Origin of the sequence: Hanstruepera ponticola, from assembly GCF_002940745.1 — a bacterium.
Classification (GTDB): Bacteria; Bacteroidota; Bacteroidia; order Flavobacteriales; family Flavobacteriaceae; genus Hanstruepera; species Hanstruepera ponticola.
Genome location: NZ_POTB01000001.1, coordinates 400,258 through 423,575 on the forward strand (window position 1 = coordinate 400,258; position 23,318 = coordinate 423,575).

General features: G+C 36.1%; 8 protein-coding genes and 1 tRNA gene. 6 read left to right on the forward strand and 3 right to left on the reverse strand.

Features of this window, described 5'->3' with window-relative positions; genetic code table 11:
* Positions 1-103: 103 nt before the first annotated feature.
* Both C1S72_RS01825 and C1S72_RS01830 read left to right on the forward strand, forming a co-directional pair.
* A complete protein-coding gene (locus C1S72_RS01825) occupies positions 104-5,515 on the forward strand; it encodes an immunoglobulin-like domain-containing protein (RefSeq protein ID WP_104733971.1) in 5,412 nt (1,803 codons plus the stop codon).
* A gap of 281 nt (positions 5,516-5,796) precedes the next feature.
* A complete protein-coding gene (locus tag C1S72_RS01830) occupies positions 5,797-17,397 on the forward strand; it encodes a lamin tail domain-containing protein (protein ID WP_104733972.1) in 11,601 nt (3,866 codons plus the stop codon).
* 77 nt (positions 17,398-17,474) lie between these two features.
* On the opposite strand, the gene C1S72_RS01835 is transcribed toward C1S72_RS01830, so the two are convergent.
* Positions 17,475-18,317 (reverse strand): universal stress protein, encoded by an 843-nt coding sequence (locus C1S72_RS01835; RefSeq protein WP_104733973.1) that lies wholly within the window; start codon positions 18,315-18,317, stop codon positions 17,475-17,477.
* A gap of 165 nt (positions 18,318-18,482) precedes the next feature.
* Here C1S72_RS01835 and C1S72_RS01840 point away from each other — a divergent pair, with 165 nt between their 5' ends.
* The 4 genes from C1S72_RS01840 to C1S72_RS01855 all read left to right on the forward strand — a co-directional run bounded on the left by C1S72_RS01840 (position 18,483) and on the right by C1S72_RS01855 (position 22,398).
* Complete coding sequence (locus C1S72_RS01840) at positions 18,483-19,265, forward strand: DUF3108 domain-containing protein (protein ID WP_104733974.1); 783 nt, start codon at positions 18,483-18,485, stop codon at positions 19,263-19,265.
* Positions 19,266-19,270: 5 nt separating this feature from the next.
* A complete protein-coding gene (locus C1S72_RS01845) occupies positions 19,271-19,612 on the forward strand; it encodes an FUSC family protein (protein ID WP_104733975.1) in 342 nt (113 codons plus the stop codon).
* 74 nt (positions 19,613-19,686) lie between these two features.
* Complete coding sequence (locus C1S72_RS01850; RefSeq protein ID WP_104733976.1) at positions 19,687-20,724, forward strand: M28 family metallopeptidase; 1,038 nt, start codon at positions 19,687-19,689, stop codon at positions 20,722-20,724.
* Positions 20,725-20,841: 117 nt separating this feature from the next.
* Positions 20,842-22,398, forward strand: coding sequence for a M28 family peptidase (locus C1S72_RS01855; protein WP_104733977.1), 1,557 nt, complete (start codon positions 20,842-20,844; stop codon positions 22,396-22,398).
* 57 nt (positions 22,399-22,455) lie between these two features.
* Here C1S72_RS01855 and C1S72_RS01860 read toward each other — a convergent pair.
* A tRNA-His gene (locus C1S72_RS01860) sits at positions 22,456-22,531 on the reverse strand.
* Positions 22,532-22,592: 61 nt separating this feature from the next.
* Entirely contained in the window at positions 22,593-23,315 is a 723-nt protein-coding gene (gene bshB1 / locus C1S72_RS01865) for a bacillithiol biosynthesis deacetylase BshB1 (RefSeq protein WP_104733978.1), read from the reverse strand.
* Between the last annotated feature and the right edge of the window lie 3 nt (positions 23,316-23,318).

Here is a 23,318-nt window from a genome sequence, read left to right on the forward strand (position 1 = left end):
TCCTATGAGTAAATAACATAAACATCAAATACTACAATTACTTGATTTTTGATGTTTTTACTGCTATGGGTAACAATATAATCAACCAATAACTATAATTTAAGTGGGATTTAAGAGTCGATTCTTGTTTTTTACTCTTACTTTGCTATCATGTACAAGTATACGTGGGCAATGTTCCCCTGATGTAACGCCTCCTACTATTAATTGTCCTAGTGATATTATTGTTGGATGTCCACAAGAAGTTCCTTCACTAACTCCAACGACTTCCGATTTTTGCGGAGCCATTTCTTTACAAACTTATACATTGTCTGGTGCTACTACAGCTGTTAGTGCTACAACTGGAATTAATGATGCTAGTTCCGAGGACTTTTTGGCAGGTACTACAACCGTTACCTATTATATTGAAGATGCTTCTGGTAATTCTGCTACTTGTAGTTTTGATGTTACTGTTAATGATTATACTGATCCAATTATTGTCTGCGAAGATGCTGTTGTTACGGTAAATGATCCTGGCGATTGTACTGCTGTAGTTAATATGTATGCTATTGGTGTTTATCCTTCAGCTTTCGACTCTTGTTCTGGGTTATTCATTGTTCCGACTGGTATTCCAGCTGGTGGTGCTTTTCCTGTAGGAACCACTACGGTAACTTGGACTGTTACTGATAGGGCTGGTAATTCTGCTTCCTGTACTCAAGATGTGACTGTTACTGATGAAGAAGATCCTAATATTAACTGTCCATCAGATGTTATTGCTAATACTGATCCCGGACAATGTAATGCGACAATTACGATTCCTTTGGCAGTGCCAATGGACAATTGTTCTATCGTATCTATTACAAACGATTATAATTCTGGAGGAGCAGATGCCAGTGATACCTATCCAATTGGAACTACTACTGTAACTTATACAGCTATAGATTCTGCTGGTAAGACAGCAACATGTTCTTTTGATGTTACTGTAGTGAACTCACAAGATCCAGTTATCACATTAAATGGAAGTAACCCACAAACTTTTGAAGCCTGTAGTAGTTATACTGAATTAGGAGCTACTGCCATAGATAATTGCTTTGGTGACATTTCCAGCAGTTTGGTTATAGATACATCATCTTTAGATATGAACATGGTTGGCACTTACAATGTCACCTATACAATCACCAATGCCAATGGTGGACAAACACAAGTTATTAGGACAGTTACTATAGTTGATACTACAGCTCCATCTCTAACTTTTGTAGGTCCAAATCCGCTAACTGTTGCAGATTGTTCTACATATACAGAATTGGGAGCTACGGCTATTGACCCATGTTTTGGAGATATTTCGGCTAGTGTGGTCATCGATAATTCTGTTGTTGATACTAGTACCATTGGAAGTTATACAGTTACTTACAATGTCACCGATGCGAGTGGTAATTCAGCAGCACAAATCATTAGAACAGTTCATGTTGCTGATGTTAGTGGTCCAATTATAACCCTAAATGGTGCTGACCCTCAAATTATTGAAGCCTGTGACGTCTATACAGATTTAGGTGCTACGGCTATTGACCCATGTTTTGGTACAGATTACACCGCTAATATTATTAATGATAACTCAACACTTGATACAAGTACTCCAGGAACCTATATAGTTACTTACAATGTTATGGATGCTGAAGGCAATGCTGGTTTAGAAGTTATTCGTAACATAACCGTAGTAGATACCACTGGTCCCCTTATAACTCTTATTGGTGACGACCCACAAATACTAGAGGCCTGTACACCTTATACAGAGTTAGGTGCTACAGCCATAGACCCATGTATTGGTACTGACTATACTAGTGATATTATTATTGATGCTTCAACAGTTGACACAAGTATTGTTGGCTCATATAGTGTGACCTATAATGTTATGGATGCTGAAGGGAATGCTGCAATAGAGGTAGTCAGAACTGTAACTGTTGTTGATACTACCTCACCAACCATTACCTGTCCCGCAGATATTGTGGTGGATAATGATGCTGGACTGTGTTCAGCTTTAGTAAACTATTCGGTAACAGCAAATGATAATTGTTCTGGAGAAACCATAACCCAAACGGATGCAACAGGATTATCATCAGGTGATGCCTTTCCAATTGGAACGACTGTGTTAGAGTATACGGTTACAGACCCTTTTGGAAACACCGATACGTGTTCGTTTTCAGTAACGGTCAATGATGTGGAATCTCCAAATATTGTGTGCCAAGATTTTAGTTTGGGGCTAGATCCTTCAACTGGTATGGCTACATTGTTAGCAAGTGATATAGATAATGGGTCGACTGACAATTGCAGTTTCACCTTATCGCTTTCTCAAGATGTGTTTGACTGTAGCCATATAGGTAGTAATACAGTAACCCTTACAGCTACAGATGATGATGGAAATATTAGTAGTTGTAGTGCTACTGTTACTATAACGGATTTGGCTGACAATGCCACCGTTAGTATTGCTACACCAAATACAACCATTTGCCAAAACCAAGAGGTTACTTTTACAGCTACACCTACTAATGGTGGAACTACACCTATATACCAATGGCAAATAAATGGTATTGATGTAATGGGTGAAACAGGTGATACTTTTACTACCAATGTTTTAAATGATGGTGATGAAATAACAGTTATTATGACTTCATCGGCTTCTGTATGCGCTCAACCCATTACCAGCAACATAGTTATAATAACGGTAAATGAATATAATGCACCTGCCGATGCTGGTGCTGATGTTACTAATACCGTTTGTGTTGACACAACCATTACCTTGAATGGTAGTGCAGTAAATGGTGTGAATGCTATTGGAACTTGGACTGTGACCTCTGGGCAAACCAGTGGTTTTTCATTTTCGGATGCCAATAGTCCAACATCTAATTTTACTGGTGATATTGGCGAAACTTATACTTTAACTTGGAGTATTGACAACCCAGAACCATGTATTGATACTAGTGATAGCATAACAGTTACTATGATTGGTTGTAATGCATTAGATTTTGACGGTGTGGATGATAACATCACCTTTAGAGATAACTACAACTTAGGCAATGCGTTTACTATTGAAGTTTGGGTGAAGTCTGATACTCAAAATTCAAATATTCAAACTATTTTTTCAAAGCGTGAAGCTACCAACTTGGTTGATGGTTACGACTTAAGATTGGTGAATAATGTGGTGTCATTCCATTGGAATAATGGGCAATCGGTATCATCTGGTAGTATTCAGATTACCAATAATCGCTGGTATCACATTGCCGTGACTTATGATGGAATTGATTATAGTCTTTACATTGATGGTATTTTTATCAATAGCACGTCTGATTCTAATGAACCTATTGACAACACAGTTGATTGTATTGCAGGTGCTATGGATCAAACTATTAATGCCCCCTATTTACCAAATAACTATTTTGATGGCGGTTTGGATGAACTCCGCATTTGGGATGTAGCACTTACCGAAGCACAAATCCGTAAGATGATGAATCAAGAAATTGAAGATAATGCTGGAGTTGTTAGCGGATCTGTAGTGCCTTTGGATATCACAGGATTGAATTGGAATGACCTTAATGGTTATTACCAAATGAACCAAAACACGGATTTATCTGGTGGTAATTTAGTTTCCAATAGCAATGCTATTAATGGCGTTTTAAGATATATGACCACCCTACAACCAGAAACAGCACCTCTACCCTATCAATCAGTTGCTGATGGTGATTGGATGAACAGTAATACATGGCTTTATGGTAATTCGCAAGCACTGCCAAACAGTATGGGCATTGATGGTACTACCAAAGTAGATTGGAATATTGTAAGAAGTTCACACAATATTTCTTCTGGAAATAATAATTTGACACTATTAGGACTTGAAGTGAATGCCAATACACTTCGTCTTGAAAATACCGATCCAACTGATGGGCAAAGTCTTCGAGTTACAGATTATTTAATGATTGATGGTACGGACACTGTTTTAAAATTAGTGGGTGAATCACAATTGCTACAAGATACTGGCAGTGTTGTTGATTATTCAGGAACTGGTGCTTTACATCGCGATCAACAAGGCACTAACAATTACTACAATTATAATTATTGGGGCTCTCCTGTTAGTACTGATGGAGTTTCCTATTTAGTAGGCAATAGCCTATATGATGGCTCGCAACCTGTTCAATGGACCACAGATCATGATGGTATTGGTAGTACAACGCCAGTAACTATGAGTAGTAGATGGCTCTATATATATGAAAACTATCCTGTTAATTCCTATGCTGACTGGGTACGAATAAATCAAGCAACGCCTGTTGAAGTCCCTTTAGGGTTTTTAATGAAAGGTAGTGGAACAACTGATCCAGATCAGAATTATACTTTTGTGGGGCAGCCTAATAACGGTACGTATCTTTCACCTATTACTGCTGATTATGAAGCCTTAGTATCTAATCCGTATCCGTCGGCTATTGATGCCCATGCCTTTATAAATGATAACAGTGCTAGTACATTGGGAACTATTTATTTCTGGGAACATTATGTGTCTAACATGACTCATAATACCGTAGAGTACCAAGGTGGGTTTGCAGCTTATAATTTAACTGGTGGTAATGCCGCAATTTCACCACCTGAAATTAGTGGTTTGGGCGCACCATCAAAAATCCCAGAGCGTTATATTCCTATTGCACAAGGTTTTAATGTTCGTGGTAATAGCACAGGCGGTGATATTATTTTTAATAATGACCAACGTGTATTTGTTAAAGAGGCTGTTACTGGTGCTGCAGATAATGGTTCTGTGTTTATGCGTACACAAAGCCATGCTGAAAACAGACCAGAAACACAACCTATTCAACGTGTTCGTGTTGATTTTATAACTCCTGAAGGGGCTTTACGCCCTATTATGATAGGGTTTGTTCCAAACAATCTAGCAACCGACGGTGTAGATTACGGTTATGATGCCCTTAATACGGAAGATTTACCTAATGATATGTCTTGGATGATTGAAGACCTGCCTTACATCATACAAGGTGTTGGTGCGTTTGATATAAGTAAGCGCTATCCATTGGGTATTTTCTTGGAAGATGCAGGTACTTTTGAGATATCGTTACGTGGGTTGGAGAACTTTGAAGAAGACATAACTGTTTATGTATATGATGCATTAACGGATAATTATACCCTAATAAATGATTTTAACTATACTAATACTTTAGACGGTGGTGATTATTTAAACCGTTTTTATATTGCCTTTACACCTGACAATATACTTTCGACAGTGGATAATGATATGGATACTTTGGTTGTTAATTACCTAAACGATTCTGACGTTATTTATATAAACACACCTTATTCTTCATTGATAGAAGACGTTACGTTATTTAATATGCTTGGACAGCGTGTTATTACATGGGATGTTAGCGATGTGGACCAAAGTACAGCCCTGCGAATTCCTGTTACGGATTTGGCCGAAGGCAACTACATTATAAAAGTGGTTAGCGTTAATGGCACAATCTCAAAGAAAGTTGTTGTTTCTAAAAATTAAAATATACATTTATTTAATTCGGTTTATCTTGATAATTTAACAACTTATCGAAAAAACAATTTCGTAACCATTTATTAAACTTTAAATTTTGGGAACTTAATTTTTAATTACCTACTTTTAACAAGCTATTAATCAACATATCTACTTCACTAGGGATAAGTTGAGACTAACCAAAGTCTACTTTAAATTTATTATTTTCTAACAGAACAGTTGTATTTATTAAATGTTTCTGTAAGGTGATACTTGTGTTTTGGTATTGTTATTAACCAACACAAAACACAATGAAACGTTTTTACTTTCTGTTTTTTATTGCCTTCACTTTTATATTTTCAATTAATAGTTTTGCACAAGTCACATTTTCTTCACCAACATTTGTTAAGAACTATCCCGGATACCATGGTAATTGGGTTGTAGATAGTGGCACGGGATTAATTTATGTAATACCTGGTTTCAATAATCAAACAACCGTTTATGAGTATGCATCCTTGTCTGATTTATTGACCAATACAATTAATGAAACTTACATCTTACCATTTACTTTTGATGGAACAGGTCATGTTGTTTATAACGGATACTTATATTATAATAAAAACAACAGCAACAATCTTGTAAAATATAACCTTGCAACACAATCAGTCACTTTGGATGTATCCTTACCAGGTGCTGGGTTTCATAATTCATATCCATATCAATGGGGAGGCTTTAGTGACATAGATTTTTCTGTTGATGAAAATGGATTATGGGTAATTTATTCCACTAGTACTAATAGCGGTAATCTAGTAGTCAGTAAATTAGACACTAGCACATTAACAGCTACAACCACTTGGAATACGAATCATCCAAAATCTATTGGAAATGCTTTTGTTATTGATGGAAAAGTCTATTGTATTCAATCTTATAGCTCAATTAACAATTCAATAAATTATATTTATGACACGAACACGTCTTCTGGAACAGCAGCCTCAATTCCTTGGATAAATTATTCTGGTACTTCTGGTTCTTATTTAACTAGTGCTCAATACAATCCAACAGATGGTTTGATTTACTCGTGGAATTATAATTATGGAATATATCAAGGTGACCTTTATACAACAGAAGTTTTAGGACTTCTCAACTGCCAATCATCGGATGCAACAACAGCCTTTAATAATGAGCCTAATGATGGCTTTGGTAATTGGAGTTTTACAACAACAGGTAATTCTGGAAATTTCACTGCATCTTCTACTGATAATGGTGATGGTGACAACAACGGTGATGGTGATATAAATAGCTCGGGTACGGCATGGGGCTTATTTGCTAATTCTGGACAAATAGCAGAAATGATTCGACCCTTTGATAGTCCGTTAAGTACTGGAGACACCTTTAGTATTCAAATGGATAACGGTTGGATTGAATCCGGCGGTCTGGTTGGTTTTAGTTTAAGAAATAATTCTGGTGAAAATCTTTTAGAGTTTTATTATTCAAACGGTCAACCTAGCTACACTATAGATAACCTTAATGGTGCAGAAGGAACTGGAATTGGTTTTACAGACGAAGGTTTACAGTTCGACATGACTATGGCCTCCAATAATACAGTAGATATTACCATAACAGAATTATTTAATGGTGCTACACATAATTTTAGTAAATCCTTAAAAAACCCTTCTGGTGGACAGGTTATTTCAATTTTACGTATGTTTAATTTTAATGCAGGATTTAATTCAGAGCGTAATGCTTATTTTAATAATCTAGAAATCTGTACTAGTCCTGGAACTGATAATGATGGTGATGGCTTTAATGTTGATATAGATTGCGATGATAACGATGCTGCTGTAAATCCTGGTGCAACCGAAGTATATTTTAACGGTATAGATGACGATTGTGACTCTAACACACCAGACGAAAATTCTGGAATTTTTGGTAGTAATCTTATAATAAGTGTTTCAGGTAACACAGCAACATCTTATGATTTATTAGACGATACCGGAAATTCAGATTTTAATGGTTTTGATTTTGGAAGTTTTGATTGTGGAGACGAACTTGTAATTCAAAGATTTAAAAATCATGTGTACAAATGTCCTTTTGGTAATGGTGACATTACGGGAGGAGATTATTTTTATAGGGTTTACGAAACTGGAACAACAGCACCTGCATTTATAACTTTAAATCAAGTATTCACTAGTAACGATGCTGGTGGTTTAAATGGTTGCCAAAACCAAACATGGCAGGCAGCACCATTTGTAAACGTTTTAAATGGTTTACAACCTGGAAATTACACCATAGATGTTTATAACACCGCTTTCTATACTTATACTGGTGGGTCTGGAACACATGTAGACGATAATGGTGGTAATTATTACTCCGCTAGTTTTAGTCTTATAGATGATACAACATTATCTTCATTATTAGCAACTGATGTTACATTATCACCTCCGTTTGATCCTAATACCAATTTTTATTCAGCCACTGTTTGTAATGCTGTAACTAATACTACTATTTCAGCTGTGGCCAATAATGCTTTCGCCACTATAACTGGTGATGGAAATTTTGCATTGAATGTAGGTATTAATACAAGAGATATAGTAGTGCAAACAGATTGTGGTTCTTCAACTTATACTTTAGAAATTGAAAGGTTAAGTGGAGACACGTCACTTTCATCTTTATCAGGAACCGATTTAAACATAGTACCTGCTTTTAACCCTAATGACCTTAGCTATACTGCTGAAGTATGCAACAATATTAGTAGTACAACAATTTTGGCAATTGCCAACAATCCAGATACTACCATTACTGGTGATGGAGTAATTACTCTTAATGTAGGATTGAATACTATTCCTATTACTGTAGAAACATCTTGTGGAGAGAGTACAACTTATACTATTGAAGTACATAGATCTGGTATTCCTAGTATAAATATTATTACTCCAAATAGTTTAAATACTGAAGGTGGTCAAGCAGTCACTATTAATGGTTCAAATTTCAGCTCTTCTGGAAATCAAGTACTATTTAATGGTGTATCTGCTACAATACAAAGTGAAAGCACAAACTCAATTACTGTAATTTCTCCTGCAAATTTATGTAACGGAGGTATAACAGTAACAACTACTTGTGGTTTAGTCTCTAATTCAATTCCATACAATACTAACCCTCCTGTAATTAATAGTATAAATCCTAATGCATTGCCTACACCAGGTGGTGTATCTGTTGTAATAAATGGATCAAATTTTAGTAGTTCTGGAAATACGGTATATTTTGATGGCGTTCCTGGAGTGAATGTTCAAAATGAGTCTTTCAATTCCATTACTGTTACTTCACCTAGTGGATTATGTAGTGGCAGTATTACTGTAGAGAATGCTTGTGGAGTTACTTCCGGTTTAATTCCTTATTCTGTATTTCCACCAATCATTAATTCTATAGGTACTAGCCCAGTTCAACCTAACGCTGTGTTAGTTATAAATGGGTCAAACTTTAACCCAGGTCAAAATAGTGTAGCCATCAATGGAATTAATGCTCCAATTAATAACGAAAGTTTTAATCTAATTGAAGTCACAGTTCCTGATTTAAACAATGCATGTGAAGCTAATATCGAAGTAACTACTTGTGGTCAAGTATCTAATATATTTAGCAGTCCAGCTGTAGAATTAGTACCACCTACTATTACAGGATGTCCTTCTAATTTAAGTGAAGCGGCTACAAGTGCGTCTGGTGCAATAGTATCTTGGGTAGAACCTTCTGCTATTGATGCATGTACTGCAACTACTTTGAGCATAGCATCTAGCCCTACGGCTGGTTTATCAAGTGGTTCTACATTCCCAATAGGTATTACAACAGTAACTTATACGTTTACTGATGATTACAACAATACTGCTACATGCGTTTTTGATATTGAAGTTGTTGGTGTAGCACCAGCAATAGTTTGTCCAGGAGATATTACTCAAAATACAGATGCAAATATGTGTTCAGCAGTAGTAACCTTTAGTGCTACAGACAATGCAGGTATACCTGCTTCAACTATTACCTACTCTCATGATCCTGGAACAGTATTCCCGTTAGGAACTACAATAGTAACTGCTACTGCAACCAATGCTATTGGAAGTTCATCATGTACGTTTGAGGTTACTGTAGAAGATAATGAATCGCCAACAGCTGTTTGCAATGATATCACTGTTGAACTAGATGCTTCAGGTAATTATACACTAACTCAAAATGATATTAATGAAATTGGTTTTGGTAGTGATGATGCTTGTGGTGATGTAACCTTTAGTGTAGATAATGATACATTTGATTGTAGCGATGTGGCTAGTGGACCAACTACTCTTGCTGATTTGTTTATCTCTGAATATATTGAAGGTAGTAGTAACAATAAATGTATTGAAATTTATAATGGTACTGGTGCTGCTATTGATCTTTTAGCTAGTGGTTATACTCTGGAACGTTATTCTAATGGCGCAACTTCTGGAACGTCTATTCCGTTATCCGGAACTGTTGCTGATGGTGATGTATATGTTATATGTAACCCAAGTTCTACTTCTGCTTTCTTAAGTGAGTCTGATGAAACTAACAGTAATATTAATTTTAACGGAGATGATGCGGTTGTTCTATTAAAAGATGGCACTCCTATTGACGTCTTTGGTAAAATTGGTCAAGATCCAGGTTCTGAATGGAATCAGGGTGGTAATACCACAGCTAATAATACTTTAATAAGAAACGCTAGTGTTACTCAAGGTAATACTGATGATGCCACCGATTTTCCATCTCTGGCTACAGAATGGACTGAATTTACTCAAGATTATTCTGATGATTTAGGAAGCCATACCGTTTCTGGTGGTGGTGCATCTCCTACTGTGACATTAACAGTAACTGATGCAAATGGAAATTCTGCTACTTGTACAGCAACTATTACTGTTGAAGATAATATTGCGCCTAATGCTATTTGTCAAGCCTTTACTGTACAACTTGATGCTAACGGCGTAGGTATTCTAACTGCCGAAGATATTGATGGCGGGTCTAACGATGCCTGTGGCATTGCTAGCCTTTCTGCTAGTCAAACTGATTTTGATTGTTCGCATATAGGGACTAATACAGTAACCCTTACTGTAACAGATAACAATGGTAATACTGCAACTTGCGATGCAACTGTTACTGTGGAAGACAATGTGGCGCCTACTGTAGTCTGCAATGATATCACTGTTGAACTAGATGCTTCAGGTAATTATACACTAACTCAAAATGATATCAATGAAATTGGTTTTGGTAGTGATGATGCTTGTGGGGATATAACATTTAGTGTTGATAATGATACATTTGATTGTGATGATGTATCCAGTAATAGTAGTTCTACAACTAGTGTTTGGATTAATGAAATACACTATGATAATGATGGTGGTGACGTCGGCGAGTTTATTGAAATTGCTGGAACTGCTGGAATAGATTTATCAGCATATGACCTTTTAGCCTATGATTCTGATAACGCTCTAGATAGCACCGTACAACTCTCTGGAATTATTCCTGATGAAGGCTCTGGTTTTGGAGCCATTGCTTTCTACCTTTCTGATTTGAATAGTCAGTTCTTTGAAAACGGTCCTTCAGAAGGTAGAGCTTTAGTGACTTCAGGCAATGTGGTCGATTTTATTTCTTATGAAGGCATTGTAATAGCTAGTGATGGTGCAGCTTCTGGAGCAACCTCTACAAATATTGGCGAAGAACCAGGAGACACACCTATTGGGCAAAGCTTGCAGCAGACTGGTGATGGTACTGCTCCTTGGGTTGGGCCAACAACTGCTAGTCCTGGAACTTTAAATACTGGACAGTCTTTATCATCAGGTGGAGGCTCACAAATTACGTTGACTGTAACTGATGAGAATGGAAACTCTGCTACGTGTACAGCAACTATAACTGTTGAAGATAATATTGCACCTAATGCGGTTTGTCAAGCCTTTACTGTACAACTTGATGGTAATGGCGTAGGCGTTCTAACTGCCGAAGATATTGATGGTGGGTCTAACGACGCCTGTGGCATTGCTAGCCTTTCTGCTAGTCAAACTGATTTTGATTGTTCGCATATAGGTACTAATACAGTAACGCTTACTGTAACAGATAACAATGGTAATACTGCAACTTGTGATGCGATTGTTACTGTGGAAGACAATGTAGCGCCTACTGTAGTCTGCAATGATATCACTGTTGAATTAGATGCTTCAGGTAATTATACACTAACTCAAAATGATATCAATGAAATTGGTTTAGGTAGTGATGATGCTTGTGGTAATGTAACATTTAGTGTTGACAACACAAACTTTACATGTGCTGATGTTGCCACATCTGCTAATCCTTCAAACGACTTATTCATCTCTGAATATATGGAAGGTAGTTCAAATAATAAATGTATTGAATTATTTAATGGAACTGGAAATACTGTTGACCTCTCAAACTATAACTTAAGATTTTATTTTAACGGAGGCACCGTTCCTAGTAACACATTAAATCTTTCTGGAAACTTGAATGACGGTGATGTATTTGTAGTTTGTGATGATAGTGCAACTATTATTTCTGGAGATTATAATGCTCCTGGAAATTTCTTTAATGGAGATGATGCTATAGAATTAAGAAATAATAATAATATTATAGATGTTATTGGTCAAATAGGTAATGACCCAGGTTCAGAATGGGGTTCTGGTGTAGTTTCAACGCAAAACAATACCATCCGCAGAAAAGCTTCTGTAACCGATGGAGATACCAATGGAACAGATGTATTTGACCCTTCGATTGAATGGGATGGTTTTGACATAGACACTATTGATGGCTTTGGAAGCCATTCAGTTGGTGGCGGCTCATCACCTATTGTGACTCTTACTGTTACTGATGTAAATGGAAACTCTGCTACGTGTACAGCAACTATAACTGTTGAAGATAATATTGCACCTAATGCGGTTTGTCAATCCTTTACTGTACAACTTGATGGTAATGGCGTAGGTGTTCTAACTGCTGAAGATATTGATGGTGGGTCTATCGATGCCTGTGGCATTGCTAGCCTTTCTGCTAGTCAAACTGATTTTGATTGTTCACATTTAGGAACTAACACAGTAACCCTTACTGTAACAGATAACAATGGTAATACAGCTACTTGTGATGCGATTGTTACTGTGGAAGACAATGTAGCGCCTACTGTAGTCTGCAATGATATCACTGTTGAACTAGATGCTTCAGGTAACTATACCCTAACGCAGGAAGATATTAATGCTATTGGTTTAGGTAGTGAAGATGCTTGTGGTGATGTGACTTTTAGTGTTGATAATGATACATTTGATTGTAGCGATGTATCCACTACTGGTGTCGTAATACCTAGTGTTTGGATTAACGAACTTCATTATGACAATTCGGGAACAGATACTGGTGAATTTGTAGAAATTGCAGGTACTGCTAATTTTGATTTAACTGGATACTCCATTGTTTTATACAACGGTGCAAATAGTTCAGTTTACAATACCATTAATCTTTCAGGATTCATTGACAATGAAGGCACTGGTTTTGGTGCTATTGACATTCAATTACCAGCTAATGGTTTACAAAATGGGTCACCAGACGGATTAGCTCTAGTTGATAATAACAGTGGTGTAATTGAATTCTTGAGTTATGAAGGTACTATTACTGCAGCAGATGGACCTGCTTCAGGAACAACTTCAACTGACATTGGTGTTACGGAGCCTGGCGCTATAGGAGAATCTTTACAACTTATTGGTAGCGGTTCAAACTCATCAGACTTTACATGGTCTGGACCATCAGCTGAAAGCCCTGGTATGCTAAATGCAAATCAAAATGTTTCCTCTGGAGGTGGTGCATCCAATACGGTTATATTAACCGCTACAGATATCAATGGTAACACGGCAACATGCACAGCAACTATTACTGTTGAGGACAATACAGCCCCTACAGTAGTTTGTAATCCAATAACCGTTTCATTAGATGATAGTGGTGATTACACTTTAACTGAATCAGATATTGAGGCTATTGGATTAGGAAGTGATGATGCCTGCGGAATTGCTAGCTTGAGTGTTTCTCCTGAAAGTTTTACTTGTGCTGAAATTGGTTCAAATACCGTTACTTTAACGGTTATAGATAATAACGGCAATGAAAACACTTGTACAACAACGGTTACTGTTGTTGACACTACAGCTCCCGTTGTAATCTGCCAAGATTTTACTGTTGAATTGGATTCAAATGGTTCAGCATCTATAGTAGCGGCTGATTTAGATGGTGGATCTTATGACGTCTGTAGCAATGTGTCTTTAGCAATCAATCAAAATTCATTTGATTGTGATGATTTGAATGCTATAGTACCTATTAATGATTTATTCATCTCTGAATATATTGAAGGAAGTGGTAATAATAAGTGTATTGAAATTTTTAACGGAACTGGAAGTTCAGTAAATTTAGGTAACTATACATTAGTTAGATACTCAAATGGTACCACTAGTGGATTTAATATTAGTTTGTCTGGAACCATAGCAGATGGTGATGTTCACGTAATCTGTAACTCCAGTGCCGATGGTGCATTTTTAGCTGAAGCTGATCAAACTTCGGGCAGTTTAAGTCATAATGGTGATGATGCTTATGAATTAGTAAATAGCGGAAATGTTATTGACATATTTGGAAGTGTTGGTGAAGACCCAGGTGCTGAATGGAATGTTGCGGGTAATGAAACTCAAGACAGAACCTTGAGAAGAAACATCAATATCACTAAAGGAAATATAAATAATACTCCAGGGTTCCCTTCTCTTGGAACAGAATGGACTGAATTTGCACAAAATAATGCTGATGATTTAGGTAGTCATACGGTTGATGCTAGAGGTGTTGAAGTAACCTTAACAGTTACAGACGCTTATGGGAATTCTGATACTTGTGTAGCCATTGTACGTGTTGAAGACAACATTGCACCGGAGATTACTTGTGTACCAAATACAACTTTAGATACAGACCTTGGCGTATGTGATTATACAGTTGTTGGTACTGAATTGGATGCAACGTTTACTGACAATTGCTCATCTGGTAGTATAACCAACGATTATAATAACAGTGATTCGCTTGTTGGAGCTATATTCCCTCAAGGAACCACTGTAGTCACATGGACTGCTGATGACGGTAATGGTCAGACTGTATCCTGTACTACAGAAGTAACTGTTGAAGACAACGAAGCACCTGTTGTTAATTGTTTAAGCTTACAAGTACAATTAGACGAATTTGGTAATGGTAGTATTACGGAAGACGATATTGATGGTGATTCGTACGACAACTGTGAGATTGCTAGTATTTCGCTATCACAAACACAATTTGATTGTTCAGATATTGGTGGTGACCTTGATGGTTTAATCATCTCTGAATATGTTGATGGTGCTGGTGATAATGATTGTATTGAGATATTTAACGGTACAGGTAATACGGTGGATTTATTAGGCGACAACTATACCCTTAAGGTTTATGCTGATGGCGGTACAACCGCTCTTTACGAGATTCCTATTTTGGGAACCATTGCTGATCGTGATGTGTATGTCCTTTGCTTTGGAAGCAACGATGGTGCTGGACAGGCCGACCAAATTGCTGGTTTTGCCTTTGATGGTAACGATGCTGTAGCGCTTGTTAAAGATGGTAATGCTGTTGATGTGGTTGGTGTCATTGGTGACAATCCTGGTACAGGATGGTCTTCTGGTGGTGTAACCACTGCTGGTACAACACTAGTTAGAAATGTGGATGTGCTTCAAGGTAATATTAATGCCTTTGTTGCCAACTTGGCTTCTGAATGGACACAGTTCTCTCAAGGTACTTATGGTAACTTGGGTGTGCACGATATAGAGATTACAGATCTTGCCAATAACGTGATCCTTACAGTAACTGATACTAGCGGTAACGTCTCTACTTGTGAGGGTAATGTAACCGTTGTTGATTTGGTTCCTCCAGTTCCTGCTTGTCAAGATATCACTGTGCAACTGGGTGTAGATGGCACTGTTAGTGTAGCACCTTCACAGGTGGACAATGGTTCTACCGACGTTTGTGGTATTGCTACTCTTGAATTGGATGTCTCTGAATTTAATTGCTCAAACATTGGTCCTAACCCTGTGGTATTGACCGTAACAGATGTTAATGGTAATACAGCTACTTGTAGTGCTACAGTGACTGTAGAAGACAATGTGGCTCCTGATGTTGTCACACAGGATATTACCATTCAACTAGATGACCAAGGTAATGCGACTATTGAAGCACTTGAAGTGGATGGTGGATCTACAGATGCTTGTGGTATTGATTCTTATTCGGTATCACCTAGCAGTTTTGACTGTTCTAATATTGGTGATAATACCGTAACATTAACAGTTATAGATATTCATGGTAATTCGGCTAGTAATACAGCTGTTGTAACTGTTGAGGATATGGTGAACCCAATTGCGGTTTGTAATGATATTACAATCTATTTAGATCCTGATGGTACATATACCCTATCTCAATCGGACATTGATGCCATTGCAGATGGTAGTACCGATAACTGTGATAATGACTTAACGTACAGTGTGTCTCCGAGCTCATTTACTTGTGCTGAAGAGGGTGACAATACCGTAACGCTTACCGTAACTGATGATTATGGTAATAGTGCAACGTGTACAGCTGTCGTTACCGTTGATGGTAGCTTCCCAGAAGTCACTATTTCACAAAGTGAGCTTCCAGAGTTTTGCCAAGGTGCTGTAGTTGTATTAACGGCCAACAGTGATGAGGCTGTAGAATACTTATGGAACTCCGGTGAAGAAACGGCTTCTATCGAAGTGGCTGGCAATGGTATTTATGGTGTGCTGGTCACATCGGCTACTAACTGTACAGCTTATGCCGAGTTTGAAGTAACTGGATTTGATGCTGGTTCACTTACTGCCGCATACACCATACTAGCTGAAGAGGACGTATTCCTGCATGGTAACAACCTGGTACAATCAGGTGGTGTGGGTGCTATGGATCCAAATATTGGTAATATCAAGTTACACCAAGCAACTACTGTGGTTGATTTTGGTCAGGCCGTGAGCTTTAACCTGAATCAAGGTAGTACTATTGGTAGTCAAGTGTTTGCTCCGGCTAACCCAACGATTCCTCCGTTTGTCTTTAACACGTATTCAAATAATGGTAGTCCAGATGTTACAGTAAATAACAACCAGACACAGACTCTTAACGGTAGTGTCTATGATGTAATTACTGTTAAACAAAACGCAACGGTGATATTCAGTCAGTCTAATGTTTATATTAATGAATTAAAAACCTTTGATGGCGCTTCGATTGAATTTGAAAACTGTGCCAATGTCTTTATAAACGAGAAGTTTATGTTGGCTCAAAATGGTACTATTAATGACGATGACCCGAACAAGGTGGTCTTCTATGTCAATGAGGATGTACAGATTGAAAAAGGGTCTAATGTACGCGTTAGTATTCATGCTTATTATCATGAGTTACTGGTAAAAGGCAACCAGAATGGTGCGCCAACTTATATGACTGGACTCTTTATTGCTAACCGCGTGCATGGTAACAAAAACGTTATCTGGAATGCCGATGATTTATGTGATCCGTGTCCTGTTGACCAACCTGTTTCTGGTGGTACAGACGTGAGCGATAATAATGACTTAAGAATGGGTATTGATATGGAGGTTGCGGCTTGGCCAAATCCTTCTAACTCAAACTTTAACTTAAGATTGAAAACGGCTATCAGTACAGAAAATGTTATTGTTGAAGTCTTCGATATGAATAATAGACTGGTACATAAAGGTGACTTTAAATTTGATGGCACACACGTATTCGGGGATAAACTCGATGGTGGTGTCTATATTGTCAAAGTGACCCAAAGTGGTATCCAAAAGTCCGTGAGACTTGTGAGATACTAATGTGCTTAACTAGTTTTAGTGATTAAACATAAAAAACCCTCCTATTTGGAGGGTTTTTTTTATGTATTCACACAACATCAATCCAAACTTTGTAAAGCTAGAAAGGGTACCCCAATATTATAAGCCACTTTTTCAATTTTCTGTGAAGTAAAAAGTCTATCGAAAAAATCCACATTTCTATTAATCATAGTAAACATATCAATATTATGTGTCTTAATGTAATTTTGAATAGTATATAAAAAATCAGCATGTTTTTCTTCTACAAAGACATGAGAAATATTAGCAAATGCTTTAGCCAAATGAGTTTTAACTTTACTTGATTTATCTGTTAAAGCGTTATTTTCACTCATATGCAATATGTCAAGCTGAAAATTGTAATGCTCCGCTAAATCAATTAAAATCTTTAATTCAGATTTGTCATATTCATTTTGATAAGTTGTGGTAAATAAAATTTTATGCACAGGCTTAAATACATAATTACTTGGTATAGCCAAAACTGGTGTTTTTGAATTTCTAATTACGTGCAACGTATTACTTCCAATAATCTTCTTTAAACTGTTAGTCGCGCCTTTAGTTCCCATGACAATTAGCTCTACATCATTTTTTTCAACGCATTGGTTAATGGCTTCAAGAAAATTATCATAATCAATTATTGGTACTAGTTCATGTAGAATATTGTTAAAACTATTACCCAAACGCTTAACCTCCTTTTCCAGTTTGATTTTTTCAGATTCTATTAATTGAGAGTATAAAGAGCTAGAAGGCTTCATATTCATCAAATCATCTGAAATAAAACTTGAGGCTTTTACAACATGTAATATGTAAAAAGTACAAGCTTCATACTGAAATAAATTCATAATATATTCAGCAGCATGTGAAGCATTATGAGAAAAATCTGTGGTGATAAGTATGTTTTTCATATTTAATGAATAAGTAATCTAAAATTAGCATTATTATTCTAAATATAAAATGATAAATATCATGCCGCTTTAAGACATTAAATTTTTATTAGAATTATTATAGAAACCTTTTGTATTTTCGGCACGATAAATGTAAAATACACGTTATCTATTAAATTCATGTTTATGGCGCGATACTTCTTACTAACTACCTTTTTAGTTTTTTCTGTTTTAGGCTATTGTCAAAACAATGCTGTTTCGTCTAACGAAAAATTGACATTTACAGCTGCTTATAATATGTCTGGCTTGATGACAGATTTAGCTGAAGTAACTATGGAAACAAACACTGTAAAAACATCTAACGCCACACTATTAAAACTTAAATGTACGGCAACAACCTACAGTAAGTGGGATAATTTTTTTAAAATACGTGATTTATATGAAAGCTACGTTAATATGAATTCATTGACACCTTACCTACACAAAAGGGATATTAATGAAGGTGGCTATTATAAATTCATGCAATATAAGTTTAAACATAAATCCAACACCGTAGAAAGTACCAAGCGCAAAAAAGCTAAAACTGGTGGTTTTTATGAGGAAAACAAAACACTGTCTATTGGAACATCAACAATTGATATAGTTACTACAATTTATAAAATAAGGAATTTAGATTTATCAAAGGCAACACCAAATAAGATCTATAACTTTACTGTTTTATTTGACAACAAGGAGTTAAAAATATCAGTAATATATAAAGGTACCGAAACGATAAATACTAAAATTGGCAGTAAATCATGTCATAAATTGGCTGTTACCATAAGTAATAGCAATGTTTTAAGTGGCAGTAATAATAATTTAATTTGGTTAACAGCTGATGCTAACAAAATCCCAGTATATGCCAAATTTAAAATACCTGTGGGCAACGGTGAACTGAAAATAAAATCAGCTTCTGGACTAAAAAATTAAAAATCATGAGAAAATTATGCGTCATATTGGCTTTAATCGCTGCTATTCTAGCGGTTATACTTTCAGTATTACCTGTATCAAACCTTGCCTTTATACCTGCAATCGCTTCGCTTATTTTTGGACTCGTTGCCATGTATTTATCTAACAAACAAGAAAAACCTAAACACACTATAAAGCTTGCTTTTCTTTTAACTATTCTGGCTTTAGGATTAGCCACTTATAAAAGTATTTATAGTACTTCAGAAGTTGGAGATACGGAAGAACTTGAACAAAAAGAAATCCAATCGGAAGAAGATGCTATTGAAGAGCTGAATGATTTGGATTTGGACGACATCGATTTAGAATAGTATTATTTAATACTTTTTAACATGGTTATTTAGCAATTTTTTGTTTTATTTGACTGATAATTAGCTATTAATCAATGAAGTCTTTATTAATTGTTTCTGCGCTTACGCTAGTAGGCTCCTGTGCCACCACACGATACAGTACCAAAATTGAAAACCTGAAAGAAGGTATACAATTAAGTGATAGTACGACAGTTATGACTTACGCCAATACCATAACAGCTTCTGCATTAAAGTCGCAACTTTATGCTTTTTCCGCTGATGACTTTGAAGGACGAGAAACTGGAAAAGAAGGTCAAAAAAAAGCTGCTGAATTTTTAAAATCTTATTATAAAGAACAAGGGATTCACTCTCCAATTAATGACACCATTTATTTTCAAAACATACCTGCCTCCTATCTTCCTGAAGGTACTGGTAGTTCCGAAAATGTTTTAGCATTTATCAAAGGTTCCGAAAAACCGGATGAAGTTATTATAATTTCTGCGCACTTGGATCATTTAGGTGTTGAGGACGGAAAAATTTATAACGGAGCTGATGATGATGGTTCAGGGACTACAGCCATAATGGAAATGGCGCAAGCATTTAAAATAGCAAGTGAAAATGGTCATAGACCTAAACGCAGTGTGTTATTTTTACATCTTACTGCTGAAGAAATTGGTTTACAAGGTTCACAATACTATACAGAAAACCCCATTTTTGAATTAGAAAAAACCATGGCCAATTTAAATATTGATATGATTGGGCGAATTGATAATAAGCATAAAGATAATGGCAACTACCTCTATTTAATTGGCTCTGACAGAATAAGCAAGGAGTTACATTACATTTCCGAAAAAATTAATAATCGCTATTTCAATATCGATTTAGATTATACCTATAATGATGAGAACGATAGAAACAGGTATTATTACCGTTCTGATCATTATAATTTTGCTAAACAAAACATTCCAGTCATTTTCTATTTTAATGGTGAGCATGGTGACTATCATCAAGCTAGTGATACGCCTGATAAAATTGAATATGAATTATTAGAAAAAAGAACTCGGCTTATTTTTGCAACGGCCTGGCATTTAGCAAATCAAGAAACAACTTTAGTGCACAATATAAATTTATAAGTATTACACTTCAACACGTGTTAAAGTTTGTTAAAAAGCTGATTCCTATCGGCTTAATTACTGCACTTTTTTGTAATATCGCATCACAATTTACATATCTAACACAACGATAATTTTATGAGAAAACCGTTTTTATTATTAAGCCTTGCTTTCATCATTTTTAGCTGTGGTTCTTCCAAAGAAACTGCTTCGACTAAAACCAAAGCACCTGCCAATCCTACTGATTATGCCAATACCATCACTTCTGATGAATTAAAAGAAATGTTATATATATATGCATCTGATGAGTTTGAAGGTAGAGAAACTGGTCAACCTGGTCAGAAAAAAGCTGTCAATTACCTAAAGCAACACTACATTGATATGGGCATTCCAGCTGCAAAATCTGATGGTGATTATTTTCAAAATGTCCCTTTGGAAGTCATGGAAGCTCCAAAAGTTGACTTAACAGTAAATGATGTTAAGTTTACCAGTATTGATGATTATGTATCAGTTTCAACTGCCAAAGATGGTGGTCTAGAAACAAATGAAATTATTTTTGCTGGTTACGGTATTCAAGATGCTGCTTATTCTGATTATAAAGATTTAAATGTTAAAGGAAAAGTGGTATTGATTAAATCTGGCGAACCTAAAAATGATGATGGTAATTATGTGATTAGTGGCACAACTGAATCCTCAAAATGGTCAAATTTCAGACAGGAATTCGCTTCAAAACGTGATGTGGCTAAAGAACTTGGGGCTACTGCTGTTTTGTTTTACCATCCTGACGTTTATTCTATGGCAGCAAGTAGATTTGGCAGATCAAGTGGACGTATGTCACTTAAAGGAAATGCTGAAGACATGTATTACTTATTAATAAATACAGATTTAGCCAAAGCTATTTTAGAGGATATTGAAACGGCTTCTGAATCTCAAACCATTTCAAAATCTTTAAGTCTTCAATATTTAAATGCTTCAAATGAGTTTAATTCAGAAAACGTAGCGGCATTTATCAAAGGAACCGAAAAGCCAAATGAAGTTATTGTAATTTCTGCACACTTGGATCATGAAGGCGTAAAAGATGGTGAGGTTTACAATGGGGCTGATGATGATGGCTCTGGAACCATTGCCATTATTGAAATTGCAGAAGCTTTCAAAACAGCTGCTGAAAAGGGTCACGGACCAAAACGCTCAATACTTTTTTTACATGTTACAGGTGAGGAAAAAGGTTTATTAGGTTCTAGATATTATACCGATATGGATCCTATTATTCCGTTAGAAAATACTGTTGCCGATTTAAATATTGATATGATTGGCCGTGTTGATCCTAAACACGAAGAAGCTGGTGATGATAATTACTTATATTTAATAGGAAGTGATAAGTTGAGTACTGAACTGCACAATATTTCTGAAGAAATCAATAACAAGTATATCAATATGAATTTTGATTATACTTACAATGATGACAATGATCCTAATCGCTTTTATTACCGTTCGGATCATTATAATTTTGCTAAAAATAATATTCCTGTAATATTTTATTTCAACGGAACACATGCTGATTATCACAAGCCAAGTGACACGCCTGATAAAATTCGTTATGATTTATTAGAAAATAGAACACGCTTAATTTTCTATACAGCTTGGGAATTAGCAAACAGAGCTAATAGAATTGTAGTTGATAAAGCTACTGAATAACAATCAATACTTTATAAACAAAAGAAGCCTTTCAGAAATCTGAAAGGCTTTTGTTTTGGGTGGAAGATCGGTCTCGAACCGACGACCTCCTGAACCACAATCAGGCGCTCTAACCAACTGAGCTACAACCACCATTTTAAATAGGACTGCAAATGTAATTTATTTCCTTTTTTTTACAAAGCGTTTTTAAAATATTATTTCAAATCAAAGAAACTATTCACAGCAGGATACCGCTCAACAGTAAAACCTTCACCGTGTTCCGTATTTATTAAACGTCCTAAATCTCTGGCTCTATATTCTATACTATCTGTAAAGTTCTTACTTGAAATAGGTGTTTCGGGTTCTTTACTATTCGCATCATAGAATTGTGTTTTATAAGCCAATACAGCATCAACTTTAGTCTGAATAAAACCAGTAACATCAACTACAATTTGTGGTTCTAAATTTTTCCATTGAATATAATGATAAACAGCTTTTGGTCGCCACGGCTCTTGATAACCATCATAATCATCACATTTAGTATCTATCTTTAAAAGCCCACTTAAAAAACAGGCATCACTAACCAGTTTACTACCTTTTCCATGGTCAATATGTCTATCGTCAATAGCATTACACAATACAATTTCAGGTCGATATTTACGTATTATCTTTATCAGTTCAATTTGATGTGTCTTGTCATTTACAAAAAACCCATCAGCGAACTCCATATTATCTCTAACAGCAACACCTAAAATGTCAGCTGCTTTTTCTGATTCTCTATCTCTAGTTTCTGCTGTGCCTCGTGTTCCCAATTCACCACGGGTTAAATCAACTATTCCAACTTTTTTACCATTGGCAACTTCTTTGGCTATTGTAGCACCACAACCTAACTCAACATCATCTGGATGTGCTCCAAAAGCTAATATGTCTAATTTCATGTT

What these genes read in the sequence shown, in the direction of transcription:
- C1S72_RS01830 (WP_104733972.1), top strand. Translation starts at nt 5,797, where the DNA reads ATGAAACGTTTTTACTTTCTGTTTTTTATTGCCTTCACTTTTATATTT.
- C1S72_RS01835 (WP_104733973.1), bottom strand. Translation starts at nt 18,317, where the DNA reads ATGAAAAACATACTTATCACCACAGATTTTTCTCATAATGCTTCACAT.
- C1S72_RS01840 (WP_104733974.1), top strand. Translation starts at nt 18,483, where the DNA reads ATGGCGCGATACTTCTTACTAACTACCTTTTTAGTTTTTTCTGTTTTA.
- C1S72_RS01845 (WP_104733975.1), top strand. Translation starts at nt 19,271, where the DNA reads ATGAGAAAATTATGCGTCATATTGGCTTTAATCGCTGCTATTCTAGCG.
- C1S72_RS01850 (WP_104733976.1), top strand. Translation starts at nt 19,687, where the DNA reads ATGAAGTCTTTATTAATTGTTTCTGCGCTTACGCTAGTAGGCTCCTGT.
- C1S72_RS01855 (WP_104733977.1), top strand. Translation starts at nt 20,842, where the DNA reads ATGAGAAAACCGTTTTTATTATTAAGCCTTGCTTTCATCATTTTTAGC.
- bshB1 (WP_104733978.1), bottom strand. Translation starts at nt 23,315, where the DNA reads ATGAAATTAGACATATTAGCTTTTGGAGCACATCCAGATGATGTTGAG.